The sequence below is a fragment of the Streptomyces natalensis ATCC 27448 genome, assembly GCF_000935125.1.
GTDB classification, from domain to species: Bacteria; Actinomycetota; Actinomycetes; order Streptomycetales; family Streptomycetaceae; genus Streptomyces; species Streptomyces natalensis.
The window spans coordinates 220,410-240,992 of the sequence record NZ_JRKI01000062.1 but is presented as its reverse complement, the minus strand read 5'-3'; the positions used below and the strand labels follow the sequence as shown (position 1 = coordinate 240,992).

General features: G+C 70.8%; 20 protein-coding genes. 11 read left to right on the top strand and 9 right to left on the bottom strand.

What is annotated here, in order from left to right:
* Nucleotides 1-192: 192 nt before the first annotated feature.
* Complete coding sequence (locus tag SNA_RS36265) at nucleotides 193-780, bottom strand: heme-binding beta-barrel domain-containing protein (RefSeq protein WP_044368603.1); 588 nt, start codon at nucleotides 778-780, stop codon at nucleotides 193-195.
* A 355-nt stretch (nucleotides 781-1,135) separates the two neighbouring features.
* Between SNA_RS36265 and SNA_RS36255 the strand changes: the two genes are divergently transcribed.
* Complete coding sequence (locus SNA_RS36255; RefSeq protein WP_030069827.1) at nucleotides 1,136-1,501, top strand: DsrE family protein; 366 nt, start codon at nucleotides 1,136-1,138, stop codon at nucleotides 1,499-1,501.
* A gap of 69 nt (nucleotides 1,502-1,570) precedes the next feature.
* On the opposite strand, the gene SNA_RS36250 is transcribed toward SNA_RS36255, so the two are convergent.
* From SNA_RS36250 to SNA_RS36225, 7 genes are all read right to left on the bottom strand, one after another.
* Nucleotides 1,571-1,861 carry a DUF3099 domain-containing protein gene (locus tag SNA_RS36250; RefSeq protein ID WP_030069829.1) on the bottom strand — a complete coding sequence of 97 codons (291 nt, stop codon included), beginning with the start codon at nucleotides 1,859-1,861 and terminating at the stop codon, nucleotides 1,571-1,573.
* A gap of 118 nt (nucleotides 1,862-1,979) precedes the next feature.
* The gene (locus SNA_RS36245) at nucleotides 1,980-2,267 is read right to left on the bottom strand and encodes a DUF1416 domain-containing protein (RefSeq protein ID WP_030069830.1); all 288 of its coding nucleotides are present in this window, start codon (nucleotides 2,265-2,267) and stop codon (nucleotides 1,980-1,982) included.
* Between the two features lie 52 nt (nucleotides 2,268-2,319).
* Nucleotides 2,320-3,165 (bottom strand): sulfurtransferase, encoded by an 846-nt coding sequence (locus SNA_RS36240; RefSeq protein WP_030069832.1) that lies wholly within the window; start codon nucleotides 3,163-3,165, stop codon nucleotides 2,320-2,322.
* Between the two features lie 192 nt (nucleotides 3,166-3,357).
* The gene (locus tag SNA_RS45400; RefSeq protein ID WP_359112129.1) at nucleotides 3,358-3,465 is read right to left on the bottom strand and encodes a putative leader peptide; all 108 of its coding nucleotides are present in this window, start codon (nucleotides 3,463-3,465) and stop codon (nucleotides 3,358-3,360) included.
* A 287-nt stretch (nucleotides 3,466-3,752) separates the two neighbouring features.
* Nucleotides 3,753-4,451 (bottom strand): LmeA family phospholipid-binding protein, encoded by a 699-nt coding sequence (locus SNA_RS36235; RefSeq protein WP_030069834.1) that lies wholly within the window; start codon nucleotides 4,449-4,451, stop codon nucleotides 3,753-3,755.
* A gap of 99 nt (nucleotides 4,452-4,550) precedes the next feature.
* Nucleotides 4,551-5,687, bottom strand: coding sequence for a hypothetical protein (locus SNA_RS36230; RefSeq protein WP_030069836.1), 1,137 nt, complete (start codon nucleotides 5,685-5,687; stop codon nucleotides 4,551-4,553).
* A 10-nt stretch (nucleotides 5,688-5,697) separates the two neighbouring features.
* A complete protein-coding gene (locus SNA_RS36225; RefSeq protein ID WP_030069838.1) occupies nucleotides 5,698-5,961 on the bottom strand; it encodes a MoaD/ThiS family protein in 264 nt (87 codons plus the stop codon).
* 137 nt (nucleotides 5,962-6,098) lie between these two features.
* Between SNA_RS36225 and SNA_RS36220 the strand changes: the two genes are divergently transcribed.
* From SNA_RS36220 to SNA_RS36190, 7 genes are all read left to right on the top strand, one after another.
* Nucleotides 6,099-7,832, top strand: a complete 1,734-nt coding sequence (locus tag SNA_RS36220) for an ABC transporter ATP-binding protein (RefSeq protein WP_030069840.1) — start codon at nucleotides 6,099-6,101, stop codon at nucleotides 7,830-7,832.
* 65 nt (nucleotides 7,833-7,897) lie between these two features.
* Entirely contained in the window at nucleotides 7,898-9,811 is a 1,914-nt protein-coding gene (locus SNA_RS36215; RefSeq protein WP_104532156.1) for an ABC transporter ATP-binding protein, read from the top strand.
* Nucleotides 9,812-10,539: 728 nt separating this feature from the next.
* Nucleotides 10,540-11,364: a response regulator transcription factor gene (locus SNA_RS36210; RefSeq protein ID WP_044368601.1), complete on the top strand. Its 825-nt coding sequence runs from the start codon at nucleotides 10,540-10,542 to the stop codon at nucleotides 11,362-11,364.
* A gap of 24 nt (nucleotides 11,365-11,388) precedes the next feature.
* Nucleotides 11,389-12,414, top strand: coding sequence for a LacI family DNA-binding transcriptional regulator (locus SNA_RS36205; RefSeq protein ID WP_044368599.1), 1,026 nt, complete (start codon nucleotides 11,389-11,391; stop codon nucleotides 12,412-12,414).
* Between the two features lie 109 nt (nucleotides 12,415-12,523).
* Nucleotides 12,524-13,582 carry a S1C family serine protease gene (locus tag SNA_RS36200; protein WP_030070823.1) on the top strand — a complete coding sequence of 353 codons (1,059 nt, stop codon included), beginning with the start codon at nucleotides 12,524-12,526 and terminating at the stop codon, nucleotides 13,580-13,582.
* A gap of 108 nt (nucleotides 13,583-13,690) precedes the next feature.
* Nucleotides 13,691-14,428 carry a response regulator transcription factor gene (locus tag SNA_RS36195; protein WP_044368598.1) on the top strand — a complete coding sequence of 246 codons (738 nt, stop codon included), beginning with the start codon at nucleotides 13,691-13,693 and terminating at the stop codon, nucleotides 14,426-14,428.
* Nucleotides 14,425-15,855 (top strand): sensor histidine kinase, encoded by a 1,431-nt coding sequence (locus SNA_RS36190; protein WP_037793238.1) that lies wholly within the window; start codon nucleotides 14,425-14,427, stop codon nucleotides 15,853-15,855. Before SNA_RS36195 ends, SNA_RS36190 begins: the two co-directional genes overlap by 4 nt.
* A 30-nt stretch (nucleotides 15,856-15,885) precedes the next feature.
* Here the strand turns inward: SNA_RS36190 and SNA_RS36185 are convergent, their stop codons facing one another.
* The gene (locus SNA_RS36185; protein WP_030070827.1) at nucleotides 15,886-17,223 is read right to left on the bottom strand and encodes an LmeA family phospholipid-binding protein; all 1,338 of its coding nucleotides are present in this window, start codon (nucleotides 17,221-17,223) and stop codon (nucleotides 15,886-15,888) included.
* A gap of 196 nt (nucleotides 17,224-17,419) precedes the next feature.
* On the opposite strand from SNA_RS36185, the gene SNA_RS36180 reads away from it, so the two are divergent.
* From SNA_RS36180 to SNA_RS36170, 3 genes are all read left to right on the top strand, one after another.
* A complete protein-coding gene (locus tag SNA_RS36180) occupies nucleotides 17,420-18,277 on the top strand; it encodes an NAD(P)H-binding protein (RefSeq protein WP_030070828.1) in 858 nt (285 codons plus the stop codon).
* Nucleotides 18,278-18,375: 98 nt separating this feature from the next.
* A complete protein-coding gene (locus SNA_RS40905) occupies nucleotides 18,376-19,470 on the top strand; it encodes an aminoglycoside phosphotransferase family protein (RefSeq protein ID WP_044368665.1) in 1,095 nt (364 codons plus the stop codon).
* Between the two features lie 132 nt (nucleotides 19,471-19,602).
* On the top strand, nucleotides 19,603-20,394 hold the full coding sequence (locus SNA_RS36170) for a hypothetical protein (protein ID WP_044368597.1): 792 nt from the start codon (nucleotides 19,603-19,605) through the stop codon (nucleotides 20,392-20,394).
* The last annotated feature ends 189 nt before the right edge of the window (nucleotides 20,395-20,583 follow it).

The window sequence follows — 20,583 nt, the reverse complement described above, 5'->3', positions numbered from 1 at the left end:
TACGGAAACGGGGCGGCGGCCCGGAGCGTGCGGCCGCGCGGCGTCCCCTCGCAGTCCACGGCGAGTTGTCAGGATCCGGCGCCGCCGCGGGCGATCGGGCTTGCGGAAGGAAAGCTTCCGCTTACCGTTGCGGGTCAGCGCCGGACTCTCACCGGACTTCCCCCGCGGGGCGCGTCACATCTACAGGGCCGGTCAGCCCTCGTACGGGGTCCCGTCCGGGCGGAAGAAGGAGACCCCGTCGGGCATGTCGTCGGGCAGGCTCTCGGCCCACTGCTGGAGGTCGGCGACCTTCTTCAGATGCGCCGACATGTACGGCCGCAGCGGCACCTCGGGGGTGGCCTTCTCGCCGACCCACATCAGGTCGCTGTTGACATAGCCGTAGAGCCGCTTGCCGCCGCTGTACGGGCCGGCGGCGGCGGTGCGGGCGACGGCGTCGGTGGCCAGGTCGATCTGCGGCTTCTGGTCGGCCAGCTCGCCGTACCAGACCTCCACCACACCCTGGTCGCGGATCATCACGACCTCGACCTTGCGGTCCTTGTCGATGCGCCAGTAGCCGCTCTCGGTCTCCAGCGGGCGGACCTTCTTGCCCTCGCCGTCGAGCACCCAGCTGTGCGAGTGGTACTCCAGGAAGTCACGGCCGTCGTGGGTGAAGGTGACCTCCTGCCCGAAGTTGCACTTCTCGGCGCCGGGGAAGTCCGCGACGCCGGCTCCCTCCCAGGTGCCGAGGAGGAAGGCGAGCGGCACCAGGGCCGGGTTCAGGTCGGACGGGATCTCGATCATCAGCTCAGGCGATCTGTAGTGAGGGAATCGGCAGGGGCGCGCGAAGCGCTCCTACGAAGGGTGGTGGTGGGCGACGGGTGGGCGGATTCTTCAGCGCTGGCCCTGGTACAGCTTCTTCCAGGTCAGGCCGGCGAAGGCGATCACGCCGACGGCGACCAGGACGAGCAGGGTGGTGAAGACTGCCTCAAGCACGAGCGCGCTCCTGGGGAGTGAGGTGTAACGGGGACCGCCTGTGAGTCTAGTCGGCGCCGCCGACGGTGGCGCTGTGAGGTCTGCCGCCAAGGTCTTGAGGTCTGGCGCCAAGGTCTCAGGGAGCAGGGGAACCCTCTCGCACGGGGCGGCCTAGTCTTGCCGTATGGCGAAGAAGCTCGTGATCAAGGTGACGGCGGGTGCGGATGCGCCCGAGCGGTGCTCGCAGGCGTTCACGGTGGCGGCGGTGGCGGTGGCCAGCGGCGTCGAGGTGTCGCTGTGGCTGACCGGGGAGTCGTCGTGGTTCGCGCTGCCGGGGCGGGCCGCCGAGTTCGAACTGCCGCATGCGGCCCCGCTGCCGGAGCTGATGGACGGGATCCTTGAGGGCGGCGGGTCGATCACGGTGTGCACCCAGTGCGCGGCCCGGCGGGGCATCGAGCAGAAGGACCTGATCGACAAGGCGGGGATCGCGGGGGCCCAGGTCTTCGTCAGCGAGATCATGCCGGAGGGCGTGCAGGCGCTGGTGTACTGACCGCCCCGCGTGCACTGAGCACCCGGCGTGCGCTGAGCGCCCCGCGTGCACTGACCGCCCCGCGGCGCCTTACTGGGGATGCTGTTCGTCGTCCCGGTCGTCCAGCTCGTGCCACCAGCGGTCGGACTCCGGGTCGCCGGACTCGTCCCACCAGCGTTCACCGGGCTCCCGGCGGTTGCCGACGATCGCCGCGACGGGTGGAATGACCATGGCGACGACGCACATCGCCACCGCGGCCGGTACGGACCACAGCCGCACCACGCTCCACGCCAGCACGAACAGCACCAGGCACACGCCCATCAGGACGAAGTACCTGCGATGACGGCGTTGCGGCGCCGACAGCCGGCCGTGCGCGTCCATGAGTCCACGGTAAATCCGCCGGTGGGCGGTGAGAAGCCGCGCAACAAGGACGGAGGGCCGCACCCCGCCAAGGCGTCCAAACCCTGGGGTGCGGCCCTCCGGCCGTACAAGCGCGGTCTCAGACCGCGATCGCGACCTCCGCCAGGCCGCCCTTCTGGGCGACGACGGTACGGTCGGCGGTGCCGCCCGGAACCAGTGCGCGCACCGTCCAGGTGCCCTCGGCCGCGTAGAACCGGAACTGCCCGGTCGCCGAGGTGGGCACCTCGGCGGTGAACTCACCGGTGCTGTCCAGGAGGCGGACGTAACCGGTGACGGGCTCGCCGCCGCGGGTCACGCTGCCCTGGATCGTGGTCTCACCGGGCTTGATGGTCGAGGCGTCGGGGCCGCCTGCCTGTGCTCCACACATGGGGTTACTTCCTTGAGGGGTAAGGGAGAAGCTCCGGGGGGCGGAGCCGGGATTACTTGTTGGCGCCGAGCTCGATCGGCACGCCGACCAGCGAGCCGTACTCGGTCCAGGAACCGTCGTAGTTCTTGACGTTGGTCTGGCCGAGCAGCTCGTGCAGCACGAACCAGGTCAGCGCGGAGCGCTCACCGATCCGGCAGTAGGCGATGGTGTCCTTCGCCAGGTCGACGGACTCCTCCTGGTAGAGCTTCGTGAGCTCGTCGTCCGACTTGAAGGTGCCGTCGTCGTTGGCGTTCTTCGACCACGGGATGTTGCGGGCGCTGGGCACGTGGCCGGGGCGCTGCGACTGCTCCTGCGGCAGGTGCGCCGGGGCGAGCAGCTTGCCGCTGAACTCGTCGGGGGAGCGCACGTCGACCAGGTTGAGGCTGCCGATCGCGGCGACGACGTCGTCACGGAAGGCGCGGATGGAGGTGTCCTGGGCCTTGGCCTGGTACGTGGTGGCCGGGCGGTTGGGGACCTGGGAGCCGTCGACCAGGTCGCGCGAGTCCAGCTCCCACTTCTTGCGGCCGCCGTCGAGCAGCTTGACGCTGCTGTGGCCGTAGAGCTTGAAGTACCAGTAGGCGTAGGACGCGAACCAGTTGTTGTTGCCGCCGTAGAGGACGACGGTGTCGTCGTTGGCGATGCCCTTCGCCGAGAGGAGCTTCTCGAAGCCCTCCTGGTCGACGAAGTCGCGGCGCACCGGGTCCTGGAGGTCCTTCTTCCAGTCGATGCGGACCGCGTTCTTGATGTGGTTCTTGTCGTAGGCCGAGGTGTCCTCGTCGACCTCGACCAGGACGACCTTCGGGTCCTCGAGGTGGGCCTCGACCCAGTCGGCGTCTACGAGGACGTCGCTACGGCTCATGTTCTTCTCCTCCGGGGCAGTTGCGGGGGGCGGTGCAGGGGCAGGTTTGCCCGCGGGTAGGCCGGATATGCGTGGCGGCACCCCGTCTGGCGGGATATAGGTACGGCGTGGTGCGGCACGCGGCGCTGCGCGGGACGGGCGAGGGCCGGCCCGAGGGGCCGAGCCCGTGAGAAACGGGGAGCGAAAGCCCCGTCAGGCAGGGCGACAGAGCATGGCGGCGACGCGGCACAGGTCGACTGCCCGCCGCTTCGTCAGTACCGCTTGTCTCCGTGGACGGAGACCGCTCCATGCGCTCTGCATGGGACCGATCGTAGGGACGCCCGGCCGGGCGTGTCACCGGTGCCTCAAATAATGAGACGCGATTGTCCGTGATGTGGGATGGGAGGGCTCCGGCCGGGGGTTCGGGCCGGGCCGGGGGAAGCGGTGCGCAGGTGGGGGGTCTGGCCTGCGGACGGTGCCGTCTCAGTAGATGGACGGGGTGGGCGCCGGGGCCGCGCGAGGGCCCCGGCGGCGCATCAGGGTGGGCGGGGCGGTGCGGCCGGTGCGGGCCGGTGGGGCGGCCCGCACCAGGATGCCGCAGACGCCGGTCAGCCGGGAAGCTTCACATCGTGGCCGGAGGCGGTGAGGGAGATCCCGTCCGGCTGCGTCACGACCTTGTCCAGCTTGAGGTTGCCGGGCAGCTGGTCCAGCTTCCACACATGGTCGGTCTGCGAGCGCACGGTGGACTGGCAGGCGGGGAGGGCCCGGCACATCGCCGGGATCTGGTCGGCGCGCAGCCTGACGGTGTTGCCGGAGACGGTGATCGAGCCGGTCACTTCGAGGGAGTTGAGGACCGGGACGTTCGGGGAGATCTTCACCTGGCTGCGGCCGTTCTTCTCGCCCGCGTAGGCGATCTTGACGTCACCGCCGGCCGCCTTGGTCAGATCCGCGTACGAGATCCGGGCGTTGCCGGTGGCCGAGGCGGCGCTTTGGACGGAGGTGTAGTCGCTGCTCAGCGCCACGTCGTGGAACTGCGCGCTGAGCTTCTCCACCCGCAGGGTGTGGCCGTCGGCGCTGGCCGACATCCCGCCGAGCTCGGCGTCCACCTCGGTCAGGCTGCGCCCGGCGACCTGGGTCAGGAACGGGAACCCCTTGATCGAGACCTCGGGCGTCTTCTCCAGTCCCTGGCTGCTGCGGATCTTGTCCGCGGCCATGCTCTCGGCGTAACTCACCGCGACGCGGTCGCCGACCACGAACAGCACGCCGAGTATGACGACGACGAACAGCAGCCACTTCAGTGCACGCATCGAACCACTACCCCCACGCAAGGGCCGGACCCCCGGCCATGTCATCGGTGCAATTGCCGCAGACCGCCGGTCTGCGCACCGCCGACCCTAAACGAGGAGTCAGTGGCCCAGCGCCCGGCCCAGCACGTAGACCGCAGGAGCGGCCAGGGCCAGGGGAAGGGCGACGCCGGCGGTCATGTGGACGAAGCGGGAGGGGTAGTCGTAGCTGGCGACGCGCAGCCCGATCAGGGCGCAGCCGCCGGCGGCCAGGCCCAGGAACGCGCCGGCGGTGCCGAAGCCGTTCAGCTGACCGGCCGCGATACCGGCGCCCGCGGCCGCCAGCAGGGCGACAGCCACCGAGACGACGGAGGGCAGCGGCAGCGCACGGGCAAGGGTGGCCAGGGCGACCGCGGCGCCGCCGACCGTGACGGCCTGCGGGGCGGCGGCCAGATGGCCGGAGGCCAGGACCGCGAGCGCGGTCGAGGCGATGCCCGCGGTCAGCGCGTACATCCGCTCGTCGGCGCTGCTGCGGTTGCGCAGCTGGAGGACGAGGACGAACGCACACCACACGCCGAGCGTGCCGAGGGCGACCACGGGAGCTTCCGAGCGGTCGGTGGCCAGCAGGGCGACATCGGTGACCAGCCCGGCCAGGAAGGCCAGCGCGATGCCCTGGCGGGCGGGCCACATGCCGTTCAGCCGGAACCAGCCCGCGGCGGTGACCGCCTGGAGCAGCACGACCGGTACGGCGAGCACCGGGCGGGCCAGCGGCGCGGTCAGCGCGAGCAGGACGGCGAGGACGGCGGTCAGCGCGGCCGGCTGGATGCCCGGCGGGATGATCGGGGAGCGGCCCTCGGCGCGGGCGCGCTGATTCGGCGCCAGGTGCGCGATGGACGCGGGGACGGCGGGGTGCGGCCTGGCCGGCTGCGGATGCGGCCGGGCGGCCGGCTCCTCGGGCGTCAGCGTCACCTGGTGCGGCTGGGAGGGGACGTGCGACGGGTCGGCCGGGGCCGGGGCCGGGGCCGGGGCGGCGTAGGCGTCCTGGTGGCCGTAGGCATCCTGGCCGTACGCGTCCTGCGGGGCGTAGGCGTCCTGGTGGCCGTACGCGTCCTGCTGGCCGTACGCGTCCTGCTGGGCGTAGGGATTCTGCCCGTCGTGCCCGTGCCCGTAGCCGTACCCGTACTGCTGTTGCTGCTGTTGCTGCTGCGCGGCCGGGTCGTACGCGGGGTGCCCGGGGTACTGCGGCTGGTTGTCGCTCATGTCTGTGTGCTCACCCTCCGGCGAAGGGGGGCAGGACCTCGACCGTGCCGCCCTGGGTCAGTTCGACCGTCGCGTGGTCACGGGTGCCGACGGCGATGCCGTTCACCAGGAAGGAGCAGCGCACCAGGACGCGTGCGAATTCCGGGTTGGCGGCGTGTGCGGCGCGCGCCGCGTCCAGCGCCTCGGCGAGCGTGCCCGCCGCGTACGGCTCCTCGGCCGTACCGGCCGCGGCCTTGGCCGCTGCCCAGTAGCGCACGGTGCCTGTTGTTGTCACGACGGCCCCTTCTCCTTCGTTGCCGCCTCCATGATGGCGTACGCGGCGGCGGGCCCCGTCCCGCCGAGGCATTCGGGACGGCCTGCCGAATCCGGATATTCGATTGCCGAAGGCAATTTTTCCCTTAGGCTCAATCCGTGTTGGTCCGACTCGCGCGGGCGCATCTGCGGCCCTACAGGCGCTCGATATCCCTGATCGTTCTGCTCCAGCTGATACAGACCCTGGCCAATCTCTACCTCCCCACCCTGAACGCCGACATCATCGACAACGGTGTCGTCCAGGGCGACACGGGCTACATCCTCCGCTTGGGCGGCCTGATGCTCGCCGTCACCGTGCTCCAGATCGTCTGCGCCGTCGTGGCGGTCTATTTCGGCGCCCGTACGGCCATGGCGCTGGGCCGCGACATCCGCGCCGCCGTCTTCGACCGGGTGCAGTCCTTCTCCGCAAGGGAAATGGGCACCTTCGGCGCACCCTCGCTGATCACCCGCACCACCAATGACGTCCAGCAGGTCCAGATGCTGGTCCTGATGACGTTCACGATGATGGTCTCGGCGCCGATCATGTGCGTCGGCGGCGTGGCGATGGCGCTGAACCAGGACGTGACGCTGTCGGGCACGCTGCTGGTCATCGTCCCGGTCCTCGGGATCTTCGTCTCGCTGATCGTGCGCCGGATGCGTCCGCTCTTCCGCGGGGTGCAGACCCGGATCGACACCGTCAACCGTGTCCTGCGCGAGCAGATCACCGGCATCCGCGTCATCCGCGCCTTCGTCCGCGACCGGCACGAACGCGAGCGGTTCGCCGGGGCCAACACCGATCTCTTCGATGTCTCGCTGCGCGCCGGCCGGCTGATGTCGATGATGTTCCCGCTGGTCATGCTGATCGTGAACCTCTCCAGCGTGGCCGTCGTATGGTTCGGCGGGCTGCGGATCGACAGCGGCGGAATGCAGATCGGCGCGCTGACGGCGTTCCTCTCCTACCTCATGTACATCCTGATGTCGATCATGATGGCGACGTTCATGGTGATGATGCTGCCGCGCGCCGAGGTCTGCGCCGAGCGCATCCAGGAGGTGCTCGGCACGGACACCAGCGTCGTCCCGCCGCAGCACCCCGTCACCGAACTGCGCCGCCACGGCGAACTGGAGCTCCGCGGTGTCGAGTTCCGCTTCCCCGGCGCCGAGGAACCGGTCCTCAAGGACATCTCGCTGACCGCCCGCCCCGGCGAGACCACCGCCGTCATCGGCTCCACCGGCAGCGGCAAGTCCACCCTCCTCGGGCTGGTCCCCCGCCTCTTCGACGCCACCGGCGGCCAGGTCCTGGTGGACGGCGAGGACGTACGCACCCTCGACCAGGAGACGCTGGCGCGGGCCATCGGGCTGGTGCCGCAGAAGCCGTACCTCTTCTCCGGGACGGTGGCCACCAACCTGCGCTACGGCAATCCGGACGCCACCGACGAGGAGCTGTGGCACGCCCTGGAGACCGCGCAGGCGCGGGAGTTCGTCGAGCGGATGGAGGGCGGTCTGGACGCCGCCGTCGCGCAGGGCGGCTCCAATGTCTCCGGCGGCCAGCGTCAGCGGCTCGCCATCGCCCGCGCGCTGGTCCGCAAACCCGAGGTCTATCTCTTCGACGACTCCTTCTCGGCGCTCGACTACGCCACGGATGCGGCGCTGCGCGCGGCCCTGGCCCGCGAGACGGACCGGGCGACGGTGGTGATCGTCGCCCAGCGGGTCGCCACCATCCGCGGCGCCGACCGGATCGTGGTGCTGGACGAGGGCCGGATCGTCGGCACCGGCACCCACACCGAGCTGATGGCCGGCAACGAAACGTACCGGGAGATCGTGCTCTCCCAGCTCACCGAGCAGGAGGCGGCGTGACCACCGCGGACAGGAAAGCGGGCGCCGAGGCTCCCACGGCCGCCCCCCGGCGCGGCCCCGCCCCGATGGCGGGCCCCGGCCGGATGATGGGCGGCCAGCCCACCGAGAAGTCGATGGACTTCAAGGGCTCCGGCAAGCGGCTGCTGCGCCAGATGCGGCCCGAGCGCGCCGTCATCGGCCTCGGGCTGGGGCTCGGGGTGCTGAGCGTGGCGCTGACCGTGGTGGCGCCCAAGGTCCTCGGCCATGCCACCGACCTGATCGTGGCCGGTATCGTCGGCCGCCGGCTGCCCGAGGGAGTGACCAAGGCCCAGGCCGCGGCCCAGCTGCGCGCCCACGGCCAGGGCGGCCTGGCCGACATGCTCGGCACGATGCCGGTCGTGCCCGGCCACGGCATCGACTTCGGCACGGTCGGCACGGTCCTGGGGGCCACCGCGCTGCTCTACGCCGTGGCCTCCCTCTTCGGCTTCGTCCAGGCCCGTATCGCCACCCGCGTCGTCCAGCGCACCGTCTTCCGGATGCGCGAGCAGGTCGAGGAGAAGCTGGCCCGGCTGCCGCTCGCCTACTTCGACAAACAGCAGCGCGGTGAGGTCCTCTCCCGCGCCACCAACGACATCGACAACATCCAGCAGACGCTCCAGCAGACCATGAGCCAGATCGTGACGTCGCTGCTGACCATCCTCGGCGTGCTGGCCATGATGTTCTGGATCTCGCCGCTGCTGGCCGCGGTCGCGCTGCTGACCGTCCCGCTGTCGGTCCTGGTAGCCACGAAGATCGGCAAGCGGGCGCAGCCGCAGTTCGTCCAGCAGTGGAAGACCACCGGCAAGCTCAACGCGCACATCGAGGAGATGTACACCGGCCACAGCCTGGTCAAGGTCTTCGGCCGGCAGCGGGAGTCCGCCGCCCTCTTCCGCGAGCAGAACGATGCGCTCTATGCCGCGGGGTTCAAGGCCCAGTTCATCTCCGGGATCATCCAGCCCGCGATGATGTTCATCGGGAACCTCAACTACGTGCTGGTGGCGGTGGTCGGCGGCCTCCGCGTCGCCTCGGGGGCCCTGTCCATCGGCGACGTCCAGGCGTTCATCCAGTACTCCCGCCAGTTCAGCCAGCCGCTGACCCAGGTCGCCTCCATGGCCAACCTCGTCCAGTCCGGCGTCGCCTCCGCCGAGCGGGTCTTCGAACTCCTCGACGCCACGGAGCAGGACCCCGACGCGGAGCGCCCCGTGCGGCCCGAGCACATCGAAGGCCGGGTCGCCTTCGAGGACGTCTCCTTCCGCTACGACGAGGACAAGCCCCTCATCGACGGCCTCTCCCTGGCCGTCCACCCCGGCCAGACCGTCGCCATCGTCGGCCCGACCGGCGCCGGCAAGACCACCCTCGTCAACCTCCTGATGCGGTTCTACGAGGTCCGCGGCGGCCGGATCACCCTCGACGGCGTCGACATCGCCGAGATGTCCCGCGAGGACCTGCGCGCCAACATCGGCATGGTCCTCCAGGACACCTGGCTCTTCGGCGGCACCATCGCCGAGAACATCGCCTACGGCGCCCCGGAGGGCACCTCCCTCGACAAGGTCATCGAGGCCGCCAAGGCCACCCACGTCGACCGCTTCGTGCGCACCCTCCCCGAGGGCTACGACACCGTCATAGACGAAGAGGGCGCCAACGTCTCCGTCGGCGAGAAGCAGCTGATCACCATCGCCCGCGCGTTCCTCGCCGAACCGGCCATCCTCGTCCTGGACGAGGCCACCAGCTCGGTCGACACCCGCACCGAGGTCCTCATCCAGCACGCGATGGCGCAGCTGCGCACCGGCCGCACGAGCTTCGTCATCGCCCACCGGCTCTCCACCATCCGTGATGCGGACCTCATCCTCGTCATGGAATCCGGAGCGATCGTCGAACAGGGCACGCACGACGCGCTGCTGGCGGCCGAGGGGGCGTACGCGCGGCTTTACGCGGCGCAGTTCGCCGGGGCCGTTGTATAAGGCTTCCCACGTTGTCGGCCGTCCCGCCGTAGGGGTTTGCCGCCGTTGCGCCTGCGGCGGGCCCGTCCGCTGCGCTTTGCCTGAGCCGACGTTCTGGCTTTCCCGTCGTTGCGCCTGCGGCGGGCGTTGCCGCTGGCGCGGGGCTGTCCGGCAGCGGCACCGGCCCTACACGGCTCCGCCACTACGGACCGGCACCTCCCCGTTGGGGGTGGAAAAAGACGGTGGGGGTGGACCACCGGCCTTCTTCCCCCCCACTCACGGGAGGGGCCGCGCCGCAGGACGGAGTCCGGAGGCGTGGCACCGCACCCGTACAACCCACGCCCGCCGCAGGCGCAACGGCGAAACACCCCCGCGGCGGGAAAGCCGACAACGTGGGGAGAAACCCGCGACGGCGGGAAAGCCGACAACGTGGGGCCTAAGCCAAGCGCAGCGAAAACGTGGGGCCCAAGCCAAGCGCAGCGGAGGGTGATCAACGAAACACAAAAACGTGAACAATCGACCTTGGCTCTGCCGCCAGGTGAGCTATCCTGCTGGACAAGAAGGATCCGGGCAGCGTAGCCCCCGGGTCCTTTCGTGCTTTCTTAGGCCCGTAGGGCCGGGATGGTGCCCCCCGTCGCAGGGACCGAGGAGGAACCAGACGTCATGGGCAAGCGAAGCAGGCAGGGCAGGCAGGACCGTGAGCAGCCGCACAGGATGACGCTCGCCGGAAACCGGGTAGGTGGTCGTAGGTGAGTTCCCTTCTGCTGCTGACCAATGCACTCCAGCCGTCGACGGAGGTGCTCCCGGCGCTGGGCCTGCTGCTGCACAGCGTGCGGGTGGCCCCCGCCGAGGGCCCGGCCCTGATCGACACCCCCGGGGCCGACGTCATACTGATCGACGGTCGCCGCGACCTGCCGCATGTGCGGTCCCTGTGTCAGCTGCTGCGGTCCACGGGGCCCGGCTGCCCGCTGGTGCTGGTGGTGACCGAGGGCGGGCTGGCCGCCGTCACCGCCGACTGGGGCATCGACGACGTTCTGCTGGACACCGCGGGCCCCGCCGAGGTGGAGGCCCGGCTGCGGCTGGCGATGGGCCGCCAGCAGATCACCACCGACGACGGCCCGACGGAGATCCGTAACGGTGATCTTTCGGTGGACGAGGCGACGTACAGCGCCAAGCTGAAGGGGCGGGTCCTGGACCTGACCTTCAAGGAGTTCGAGCTGCTGAAGTATCTGGCGCAGCACCCGGGCCGGGTCTTCACCCGTGCCCAGCTCCTTCAGGAGGTGTGGGGCTATGACTACTTCGGCGGTACGCGGACGGTCGATGTGCATGTCCGTCGGCTGCGCGCCAAGCTCGGCCCCGAGCACGAGTCGCTGATCGGCACGGTCCGTAACGTCGGCTACCGCTTTGTCACGCCGGAGAAGGCGGAGCGGGCGGCGGACGCCCAGGCGAAGGCGACCGAGAACGCCGCGAAGGCGGCGAAGGACGGGTCGGCGGCGGACCGTGACGGTGACGGCTCCGCGAAGGCCGTCGACCCGCGTGCCCAAACCGTGGCCGGACGACCTGCCTCCCGGTAGGACCATCCGCGTAGACTGCCGCGCGTGGCCAAGGTGACGCGGGATGATGTGGCAAGACTGGCGGGGACGTCCACCGCCGTGGTCAGCTACGTCATCAACAACGGACCAAGGCCGGTCGCCCCGGCCACGCGCGAGCGGGTACTCGCCGCGATCAAGGAGCTCGGCTACCGGCCGGACCGGGTCGCGCAGGCGATGGCCTCCCGCCGCACCGACCTCATAGGTCTGATCGTGCCGGACACCCGGCAGCCGTTCTTCGCCGAGATGGCGCACGCCGTGGAACGGGCCGCGTCCGAGCGCGGCAAGATGGTGCTGGTCGGCAACGCCAACTACGAGGACGAGCGCGAGGCCCACTATCTGCGCGCCTTCCTCGGGATGCGGGTGGCCGGGCTGATCCTGATCAGCCAGGGACCGAGTGAGCACGCCGCGGCCGAGATCGACGCCTGGGATGCGCGCGTGGTGCTGCTGCACCGCCGCCCGGATGCCATCGACGACGTCGCCGTCATGACGGACGACATCTGGGGCGCGCAGCTGGCGACCCGGCATCTGCTGGAGCACGGCCATCCGTACGTCGCCTTCCTCGGCGGCACGGAGGAGACGCCCAAGTCCGGCGACCCGGTCACCGACCACGTCGAGGGCTGGCGGCGGGCCATGCAGGAGTCCGGGAAGTCCGTGGAGGGTCGCTACTTCCAGGCCCTGTACAACCGCTACGACGCCTACCAGACCGCGCTGAAGCTGCTGGCCGGGCCGGACCGGCCGCCGGCCATCATGTGCGCGACCGACGACCAGGCGATCGGTGTGCTGCGGGCCGCCCGGGAGCTGCGGATCGATGTGCCGGGCGAGCTGGCCGTGGCGGGCTTCGACGATGTGAAGGAAGCCGGGCTGACCGATCCGCCGCTGACCACCGTCGCCTCGGACCGTCAGGCGATGGCGCGGGCGGCGGTGGACCTCGTCCTGGACGACGGGCTGCGGGTGGTCGGCTCGCGCCGCGAGCGGCTGCGGCAGTTCCCGTCGCGGCTGGTGGTGCGGCGGTCCTGCGGCTGCCAGGGCTGAGCCCGGGCCCTGGTGCCCGGCGGGTCCTTATGCCGGGCATACCGACTTCTGCCGGACCTCTCAGGACGTTCTCAGACGGTTCTCATGGACCGGGCGCACAGTCAATGCCATGACCGACAGCTACCGCCGAAGCGGCGAGGACATGCCACAGGACCGGCCGTATGCGTACGGCGACCTTTACGGGCACGAGCACGGGCCCCGCGACCACGGGCACGGCGACCACGGGCAGGCCGTTCCGCCGCCGCCCCCGTACGCACCGGACTCCGTCGAGCCCGGGTCGCGCCGCCGGGCGCGGCGGCCGGTTGCGCTGCTGGCGGCGGTGGCGCTGGCGTCCGGTCTGATCGGCGGGGGGAGCGCGGCGCTGCTGGCCGGTGCCACCCATCAGGTGCAGGCGGACGGCGCCGGTACGCCGCTGGTCAACGCGGGCAAGCAGAGCGGCAGCGGGGTCTCGGGGGTGGCCAAGGCGGTCAGCCCGGCGATAGTGGAGATCAAGGCGCGGACCGGGTCCGGGGAGGCCACCGGGTCCGGCGTGGTCCTCACCCGCGGCGGCGAGATCGTCACCAACAACCATGTGGTGTCCGGTGCGCGGGCGGTCCAGGTCACCTTCGGCGACGGCAGCCGGAAGACCGCGCAGGTCGTGGGGACCGACCCCGACAAGGACCTGGCGCTGATCAAGGTCCGCGACGGCAAGAACCTGACCCCCGCCACGCTCGGCGACTCCGACGGGATCGCGGTGGGCGACGGCGTGGTCGCGATCGGCTCGCCCGAGGGCCTCACCGGCTCCGTGACCAGCGGTATCGTCTCCGCCCTCAACCGCGATGTCACCGTCCCCAAGGAGGGCGGCCGGCAGCAGCGGGACCCGGGTGACGGCTGGCCGTTCGAGTTCGGCGGCAACCAGTACAACGGCGACACCGGCTCGTCCAAGACCTCGTACAAGGCCATCCAGACCGACGCCTCGCTCAACCCGGGCAACTCCGGCGGCGCGCTGATCGATATGCAGGGCCGGGTCATCGGCATCAACTCCGCGATCTACTCGCCGAGTTCGGCCTCCAGCAGCAGCGCGGGCAGCATCGGACTGGGCTTCGCCATACCGATCAACACCGTCAAGGCCGATCTCGATTCGCTGCGCGACGGGGGGAGCGGGGGCGGCGGCAACGGCCGTATCTGACGCCGCCGTGCCACGCTGAAGGCAGCCCGTAAGGTGCCGACCGTCGATCCTCCCCCATGCCTCAAGGGCATGGGAGGTGCCCCCCATCCACCCGAGGTAACCACGCACATGAGCCCCGCCGAGCACGGTGATCAGCCCGCCCGCATCCTGATCGTCGACGACGAGCCGGCCGTCCGCGAGGCGCTCCAGCGCTCGCTCGCCTTCGAGGGCTATGCGACGGAGCAGGCGGTCGACGGTCTGGACGCGGTCGAGAAGGTCGCGACGTACCACCCCGAGCTGATCGTGCTGGATGTGCTGATGCCGCGGATGGACGGGCTGACCGCCGCCCGCCGGCTGCGGGCCAGCGGGGTGACCGTACCGGTCCTGATGCTGACCGCCCGCGACACGGTCGGCGACCGGGTCACCGGGCTGGACGCCGGGGCCGACGACTACCTGGTCAAGCCCTTCGAGCTGGACGAGCTGCTGGCGCGGATCCGCGCGCTGCTGCGGCGCAGCACGTATGCGGCGGCCGCCGGTGCGCCGGTCGACGAGAACGACACACTGTCCTTCGCCGATCTGCGGATGGATCTGTCCACCCGCGAGGTGACCCGCGGCAACCGGCCGGTCGAGCTGACCCGTACCGAATTCACCCTGCTGGAGATGTTCCTGGCCCATCCGCGGCAGGTCCTGACGCGTGAGCAGATCCTCAAGGCGGTCTGGGGCTTCGACTTCGAGCCCACCTCCAACTCCCTCGATGTGTATGTGATGTATCTGCGCCGCAAGACGGAGGCGGGCGGCGAGCCGCGGCTGGTGCACACCGTGCGCGGCGTCGGCTATGTGCTGCGGTCGGAGGGCGGCGCGGAATGACCCGTTGGTACGGCAGGCTGCCGTTGCGCTCCCGGCTGGCGATGCTGGTGGGACTGGCGGTGGCGGTGGCGGTGGCGCTCTCGGCCGCGGCGTGCTGGCTGGTCACCCGCGACCGGCTCACCGAGCAGCTGGACGAGACGCTGAGCTCGGTCAAGGTGACCGACACCTATGTGCGGGCGCTGGTCGACCACTGCAACGGCCAGCCCCTTGCGGGCAATCCCCCGCCCACTCCGTACACCGTCCGCCTGGTGTCGTCGAGCGGCTATGACTGCACCGCCCCCGGCAAGTCCTCGATCCCGGTGCAGCGGGCGGATGAGCTGGTGGCTCAGCAGCGGCTGTCCAACACCGTGCACACCACGCGGGCCAAGAACGGCACCGAGATGCGGGTCTTCACCACCCTCGGCCCGGTGACCGACGCCTCGGGCAATCCGCTCGCGATCTCGGTCGCCACCCCCATGGACCAGGTCACCCAGCCGCTCGACCAGCTCGCCCTGGTGCTGCTGGTCGTCGCCGGGATCGGGGTGCTCGGCGCCGCGTACGCCGGCCTGTGGGTCGCCCAGTCGGGTCTCAAACCCGTCGACCGGCTCACCGACGCCGTCGAGCACGTCGCCCGTACCGAGGATCTGGCCGTGCGCATCCCCGTCGACGGCGAGGACGAGATCGCCCGGCTCTCGCGCTCCTTCAACTCGATGACCAGCGCGCTGGCCGCCTCCCGCGACCTTCAGCAGCAGCTGATCGCGGACGCCGGTCACGAACTGCGCACTCCGCTGACCTCCCTGCGCACCAACATCGACCTCCTGGTCCGCAGCGAGCAGTCCGGCCGGCCGATCCCGCCCGCGGACAAGGCGGCGCTGCTGGAGTCGGTGAAGGCGCAGATGGGGGAGCTGGCGGCGCTGATCGGCGACCTTCAGGAGCTGTCGCGTCCGGCGCGCGGGCAGGCCGCCGTCGAGGTCGTCGCGCTGCACGACATCGTCGGCACGGCCCTGGCGCGCGTCCGGCTGCGCGGCCCGTCGCTGGCCCTCACCGCCGACCTCGACCCCTGGTACGTACGGGCCGAGCCCGCCGGGCTGGAGCGTGCGGTGGTCAACCTCCTCGACAACGCGGTCAAGTTCAGCCCGGCCGGCGGCTCCGTCGAGGTCCGGCTGACCGGCGGCGAGCTGACCGTGCGCGACCACGGACCGGGCATCTCCCCGGACGAACTCCCCCATGTCTTCGAGCGGTTCTGGCGTTCACCGTCCGCGCGCAGCCTGCCCGGCAGCGGGCTGGGCCTGTCGATCGTGGCCCGCACGGCGGAACAGGCCGGCGGTGCGGTACGGCTGCGGTCGGCGGAGCTCGGCGGTACGGAGGCGGTGCTGACCCTGCCGGGGGCGCCGACGCCGCCGCCGGACGTGCCTCACGCGAAGAGCCCGCAGGGGCCGCCCGAGTAGAGCGGCCCCTGCCCCTGCCACCCCCTCCGGCTAATCCTTCTTCGCCTTCTTCGCCGCGTCCCCGAACGGAAGATTCGCCCCCGTCACCTCGACATGGATGCCGTCCTGCTGGACGGTGATGGTGCGCAGCCGGACGTCACCGGGCGTCTTCGGCAGCCGGAAGGAGAGCGAGAGCCGGTCGGCGAGCTGCGGCTTGGTCAGTCCGCTCAGGGTGCCGAAGATCTTCGGGTCGATGCCGACCTTCTGGAGCAGCCAGGGGTGGTCCATCACCACATCGACGAGGTTGACCTTCATCAGCTTCTCGACGAAGCGCGGCGAACCGGTCAGATCGTGCAGCTTCTGTTCGTCGTGCAGCGCCGCGTCGATGTACTGCTGCGGAATGCCGATGCGGTGCGCGATCGCCGGAATGCTCAGCATCGCCTTCACCTTGGCCGCCTGACGGCTGAGCTCGGAGGCGGTCTTACGGGTGAGCCGGAGGCCCTCCTCCTTGCCGGTGCCGGGGCGGTAGACGGCGATATCGGCGATGTCCAGGCGCATCTGGCTGATGTCGGTGGAGACTCCGCGGTCCCCCGCCCGCCGGATGTGCGCCTCCGCCCGTACCCGCAACGGGTGGCCGGCGATCGGCAGCTCGCCGACCGCGCGCACCGCATTGGGCCCCAGCTGGCTGAACTTCACCTGGGAGGCGCCCAGTTCGCGATTCATGTCGTCGAAGGCGAGCAGCACATTGCCGTGCATGCTGCCGATGGTGGCGCCCTTGATGGAACTCGGCAGATCGCCGTCGATCCGGATGTCGTTCGCGGACGCGGAGAATTTCGCCAGCGAGACGCGGTCGGCGGCCACGTCGGGAATGGTGACGTCCACCTGCTCCAGGCGCTTGCCGAGGACCTGGGTCAGAAAGGGGAAACCCTTGATGTCGACGTCCGGAGTGGCGTTCAGATGCAGGGATTCCTTGAGCTTCTCCGCGGCCTTGCCCTGCGCGTAGAGCACCGCGAAGCGGTCGAAGAGCGTAAGGAACGCCGTGCACACCAGGACGGCCACCAGCAGTTTGATGGTGATCGGTACGGCGGCGAAGCGGCTGATGCCGCGCTTTCTGCGACGGTGGTTCGGCGGCGTCCACTGCTCGTCCTCGTCGTCCGCACGCAGCCCGAGGCCCAGCGGATCGTCGCTGTCGTCACGCTCGTTGAGATAGGTGCGACGCAGCGGCTGGTGGTACGGCTCGGGTTCCGGTTCGGGGTCCGGTTCCGGGTCGGCGAGGGCGGCCAGATCGGCGTAAGGGTTCAGCGGTGTCATCTCGCGGGTGTCGCCGGACGGGGAAAGGTCCGGCGGCGAAGAGGGGGAGGGTGAAGATATGCGTATGGGGGTGCGCATCCGTACATCCCACCACGGGTGGGACCCTCGAATGCAAGTCCTACCGGCAGTATGTGACGTACGCGAAAGATGAACGGTCCGTCTTGGCGAAAATTTGTCGTCCCGATGGGGAGCCGCAATCCGCGGCTTGTGGAACAAGTGGAGCGGCGACGGTGTTGTGGTGACGACCGCAGCGATGTCTTCTTAAGGGGTTTCCGTGATCGTCGTCACCGGCGCAACCGGCAATATCGGCCGCAGGCTTGTCGGCCGCCTTCTCCAGGACGGTGCGCAGGTCCGCGCCCTGACCCGCGACCCTTCCCGCGCCGGTCTGCCGCCCGCGGCGGAGACGGTCCGCGCGGACCTCACCGACGCCGCCGGCCTCGCACCGCTGCTGGCCGGCGCCGAGGCGCTGTTCCTCAATCTGGCCGCGGGCGGCGAGCAGTCCGCCGTCGCGGTGCTGGACGCCGCGGTCACGGCCGGTGTCCGCCGCGTCGTCCTCAACTCCTCGGTGGCGGTGACGGATTCGCCCGCCGACGAGACCAACTTCATTGCCCGTATGCATGCCGCCGTGGAGCGTGCGGTGCGCGCCTCCGGTCTGGAGTGGACCTTCGTCCGCGGCAGCAATTACGCCACCAACACCCTCGGCTGGGCCGCGTCGATCCGCGAATCCGGCGTGGTGCGCAACGCCCACCCGGGCGCGCAGGGCGTACCGGTCCACGAAGCGGATCTCGCCGATGTCGCCGCCGTCGCCCTGCTGGACCGTACGGGCGCCCATGCGGGCCAGGCGTATGTCGTCACCGGCCCGGAGGCGCTGACCGTGGCCGAGCAGGCCGCCGAGATCGGCCGGGCCATCGGGCGCGAGGTCCGGGTCGAGCAGATCTCCGAGGACGCGGCCGCCGAGGCGATCGCCGGCCCGCACATGCCGAAGGAATCCGCGCGGGAACTCATCCGGATGTTCGGCAGCACCGTGGGCCGGCCGGCGCCGCCCGTCTCGGACGCCGTCGAGCGGGTCACCGGCCATCCGGCCCGCCCCTTCGCCCAGTGGGCGCGGGAGCACGCCGCGGACTTCTCCTGACCGGGCCGGGGCGGTGCCCGTCTGACGGCCCGTCGCATGCCGACGGCGCCGCCGAAAACCCTTTGATGGGCCCGCCCCGCCCGCCCTACCGTCCGCGCATGCTGCCTCGCGTGGACACGGACGACGAGGGGGACGCGATCGTCCCCGACGAACAGATCCTGCGGCGGGGCGTCGCCGCCCTCTGCACCCGGCTCGGGCTACGGGACGCCCCCCTGGCCCGCTTTCCGGCCGGTTCGCTGCCCGTCTACGCCGTCGGCGACCGCTACGTCCTCAAGCTCTTCCCGGCCGCAAGCGCCGCCGACGCCCGCGCCGAGGCCCGGGTCCTCGCCCACCTCCAGGGCCGCCTGCCGGTCCCCACCCCGTATGTGTACGACGCGGGGGAGTACGAGAACGGCTGGCGCTATGTGCTGATGTCGCGGCTGCGCGGCAGCGATCTGGCCGTCGCCTGGCCCCGAGTCCCCCGGGCCGAACGGGACCGTATCGCCACCGAGGCCGGTGAGACGCTGGCCGCCCTGCACGCGGTGGACCCGGCCCCGCTCGCCGACGTGCTGGGCCCCGGCGACTGGCCCGCCTTCCTCGCCGCCCAACGCGCCTCGGCCGTGGACCGCCAGCGCGCCCGCGCCCTGCCCGCACCGTGGCTGGAGCAGATCCCCGCCTTCCTCGACTCCGTGGCCCTGCCCGACTCCGTAGCCCTGCCCGTATCCGTACCCGTACCTGTACCCGTTCCCGTGCCGGAGGCGGAGGCGGAGGCGGAGGCGGAGGCGGAGGCGGAAGTGGAAGTGGAAGCGGGAGCCGGTGGCGGGGCCGGGGCCGGGCCCGGTGGCGGGGCCGGGGCCGGGCCCGGTGGCGGGGCCGGGGCCGGGGTCCTCCTCCACACGGAGTTCATGCGCCAGCATCTGCTCATCGACGCCTCCGACGACTGGCGGCTCACCGGACTCATCGACTTCGAACCGGCCATGATCGGCCACCGCGCCTACGACTTCGTCGCCGTCGGCCTCTTCGTCTCCCGCGGCGATCCACGCCTCCTGGCCCGCGTCCTGCGCGCGTACGGCGAGCGCTTCGACCCCCGAGAACTCCTCGCCCTCACCCTGCTGCACGTCCACAGCGACCTCCCCTGGTACCTGCGGGAGCTGCCCGCTCCGCCGCGGCCGACGCTGGACGCCCTGGCCGAGCGGTGGTTCGGGACACACTGAGGGCGATTGCGGAGAGTATGTGCCGGATTTCGGGGAGAGCGACCGGGAATTGGCCTCCGGCACCACCATGGGGCCACAGGTCCTGTGGATACGCTTGGCAGTCCACTGTCACGGAATTGGGGAACAGCCGCTATGGCAATGCTCAAGAGCACGATCAAGGAACAGGTCTCGGCGGCGATAGCCCAGCAGAACCCCGGGGACCGGGCGCTGGTGACGTTCGAGACGGTCACGGGGCCCAGCCCGTGGCTGATGAGCATGCTCGGGTTCGTCGGGCGCATGATGGTCAAGTACTACTTCGTCACGGTGACGGACCAGGCGATCGTGGTGCACCGGGTGCACCGGGTCAACAACCGCCCGCAGGAGGTCACCCATGTGATCCCGCGTGACCAGGCCCAGAACGCGTTCTCGGACGTCAACCTGAGCACGCTGTGGAGCTCGGTCCGCCTGGCGCTCCCGGGCGAGGCGGCGCCGGTCCGGCTGAATGTCCACCGGGCGTGGCGGACCGAGCTGGAGCAGCTGCTGGCCACGGTCGGCGGCGCGCCGCAGCAGCAGTTCGCGGGCCAGCAGCCGGGGATGCCGCCGGCCCAGCAGCCCGGTATGCCACAGGCCCCGCAGCAGGGTTACGCGCCGCAGGGCATGCCCCAGCAGCAGCCGCAGGCCGCCCCGCAGCCCGGCTACCCCCAGCAGCCCCAGCCCGGCTACCAGGGCGCCCCGGCTCCCGCCCCCGGCCAGCCCCAGCAGCCCGGCTACCAGCAGGCCCCGCAGCAGCCGGTCGCCCCGCAGCAGAACCAGTACGGCTACCCGCCGGCCCAGCCCCAGCAGGCGCAGCCCGGCTACCCGCAGCAGCCGCAGCCGGGCTACCAGCAGGCCCCGCAGCAGCCCCCCTACGGCGCGCCGCAGCAGGGGAACCCGTACGGCGGCTGAGCGACGTAGGACGCGATACGAGACCGGCCCGGCGGGAGCATTCCCGCCGGGCCGTCGTCCTCTGTACGGACAACGGCATCCGGAATCCGCACCGGCAGGGTCCAGGGTTGGCCAAGTCTTGCTATGGGTCACCCCAAGGAGGCAATGCGCAGGCCAGCGCAGCGTGTTGAAGCCATTAAAGATCCTTTT

Coding starts and splice junctions, on each gene's coding strand:
- SNA_RS36250 (WP_030069829.1), bottom strand. CDS start 1,861: ATGGACGCGCACGGCCGGCTGTCGGCGCCGCAACGCCGTCATCGCAGG.
- SNA_RS36235 (WP_030069834.1), bottom strand. CDS start 4,451: ATGCGTGCACTGAAGTGGCTGCTGTTCGTCGTCGTCATACTCGGCGTG.
- SNA_RS36185 (WP_030070827.1), bottom strand. CDS start 17,223: ATGCGCACCCCCATACGCATATCTTCACCCTCCCCCTCTTCGCCGCCG.
- SNA_RS36190 (WP_037793238.1), top strand. CDS start 14,425: ATGACCCGTTGGTACGGCAGGCTGCCGTTGCGCTCCCGGCTGGCGATG.
- SNA_RS36170 (WP_044368597.1), top strand. CDS start 19,603: ATGGCAATGCTCAAGAGCACGATCAAGGAACAGGTCTCGGCGGCGATA.
- SNA_RS36265 (WP_044368603.1), bottom strand. CDS start 780: ATGATCGAGATCCCGTCCGACCTGAACCCGGCCCTGGTGCCGCTCGCC.
- SNA_RS40905 (WP_044368665.1), top strand. CDS start 18,376: ATGCTGCCTCGCGTGGACACGGACGACGAGGGGGACGCGATCGTCCCC.
- SNA_RS36230 (WP_030069836.1), bottom strand. CDS start 5,687: ATGAGCGACAACCAGCCGCAGTACCCCGGGCACCCCGCGTACGACCCG.
- SNA_RS36215 (WP_104532156.1), top strand. CDS start 7,898: ATGGCGGGCCCCGGCCGGATGATGGGCGGCCAGCCCACCGAGAAGTCG.
- SNA_RS36195 (WP_044368598.1), top strand. CDS start 13,691: ATGAGCCCCGCCGAGCACGGTGATCAGCCCGCCCGCATCCTGATCGTC.
- SNA_RS36200 (WP_030070823.1), top strand. CDS start 12,524: ATGACCGACAGCTACCGCCGAAGCGGCGAGGACATGCCACAGGACCGG.
- SNA_RS36240 (WP_030069832.1), bottom strand. CDS start 3,165: ATGAGCCGTAGCGACGTCCTCGTAGACGCCGACTGGGTCGAGGCCCAC.
- SNA_RS36245 (WP_030069830.1), bottom strand. CDS start 2,267: ATGTGTGGAGCACAGGCAGGCGGCCCCGACGCCTCGACCATCAAGCCC.
- SNA_RS45400 (WP_359112129.1), bottom strand. CDS start 3,465: ATGCAGAGCGCATGGAGCGGTCTCCGTCCACGGAGACAAGCGGTACTG.
- SNA_RS36255 (WP_030069827.1), top strand. CDS start 1,136: ATGGCGAAGAAGCTCGTGATCAAGGTGACGGCGGGTGCGGATGCGCCC.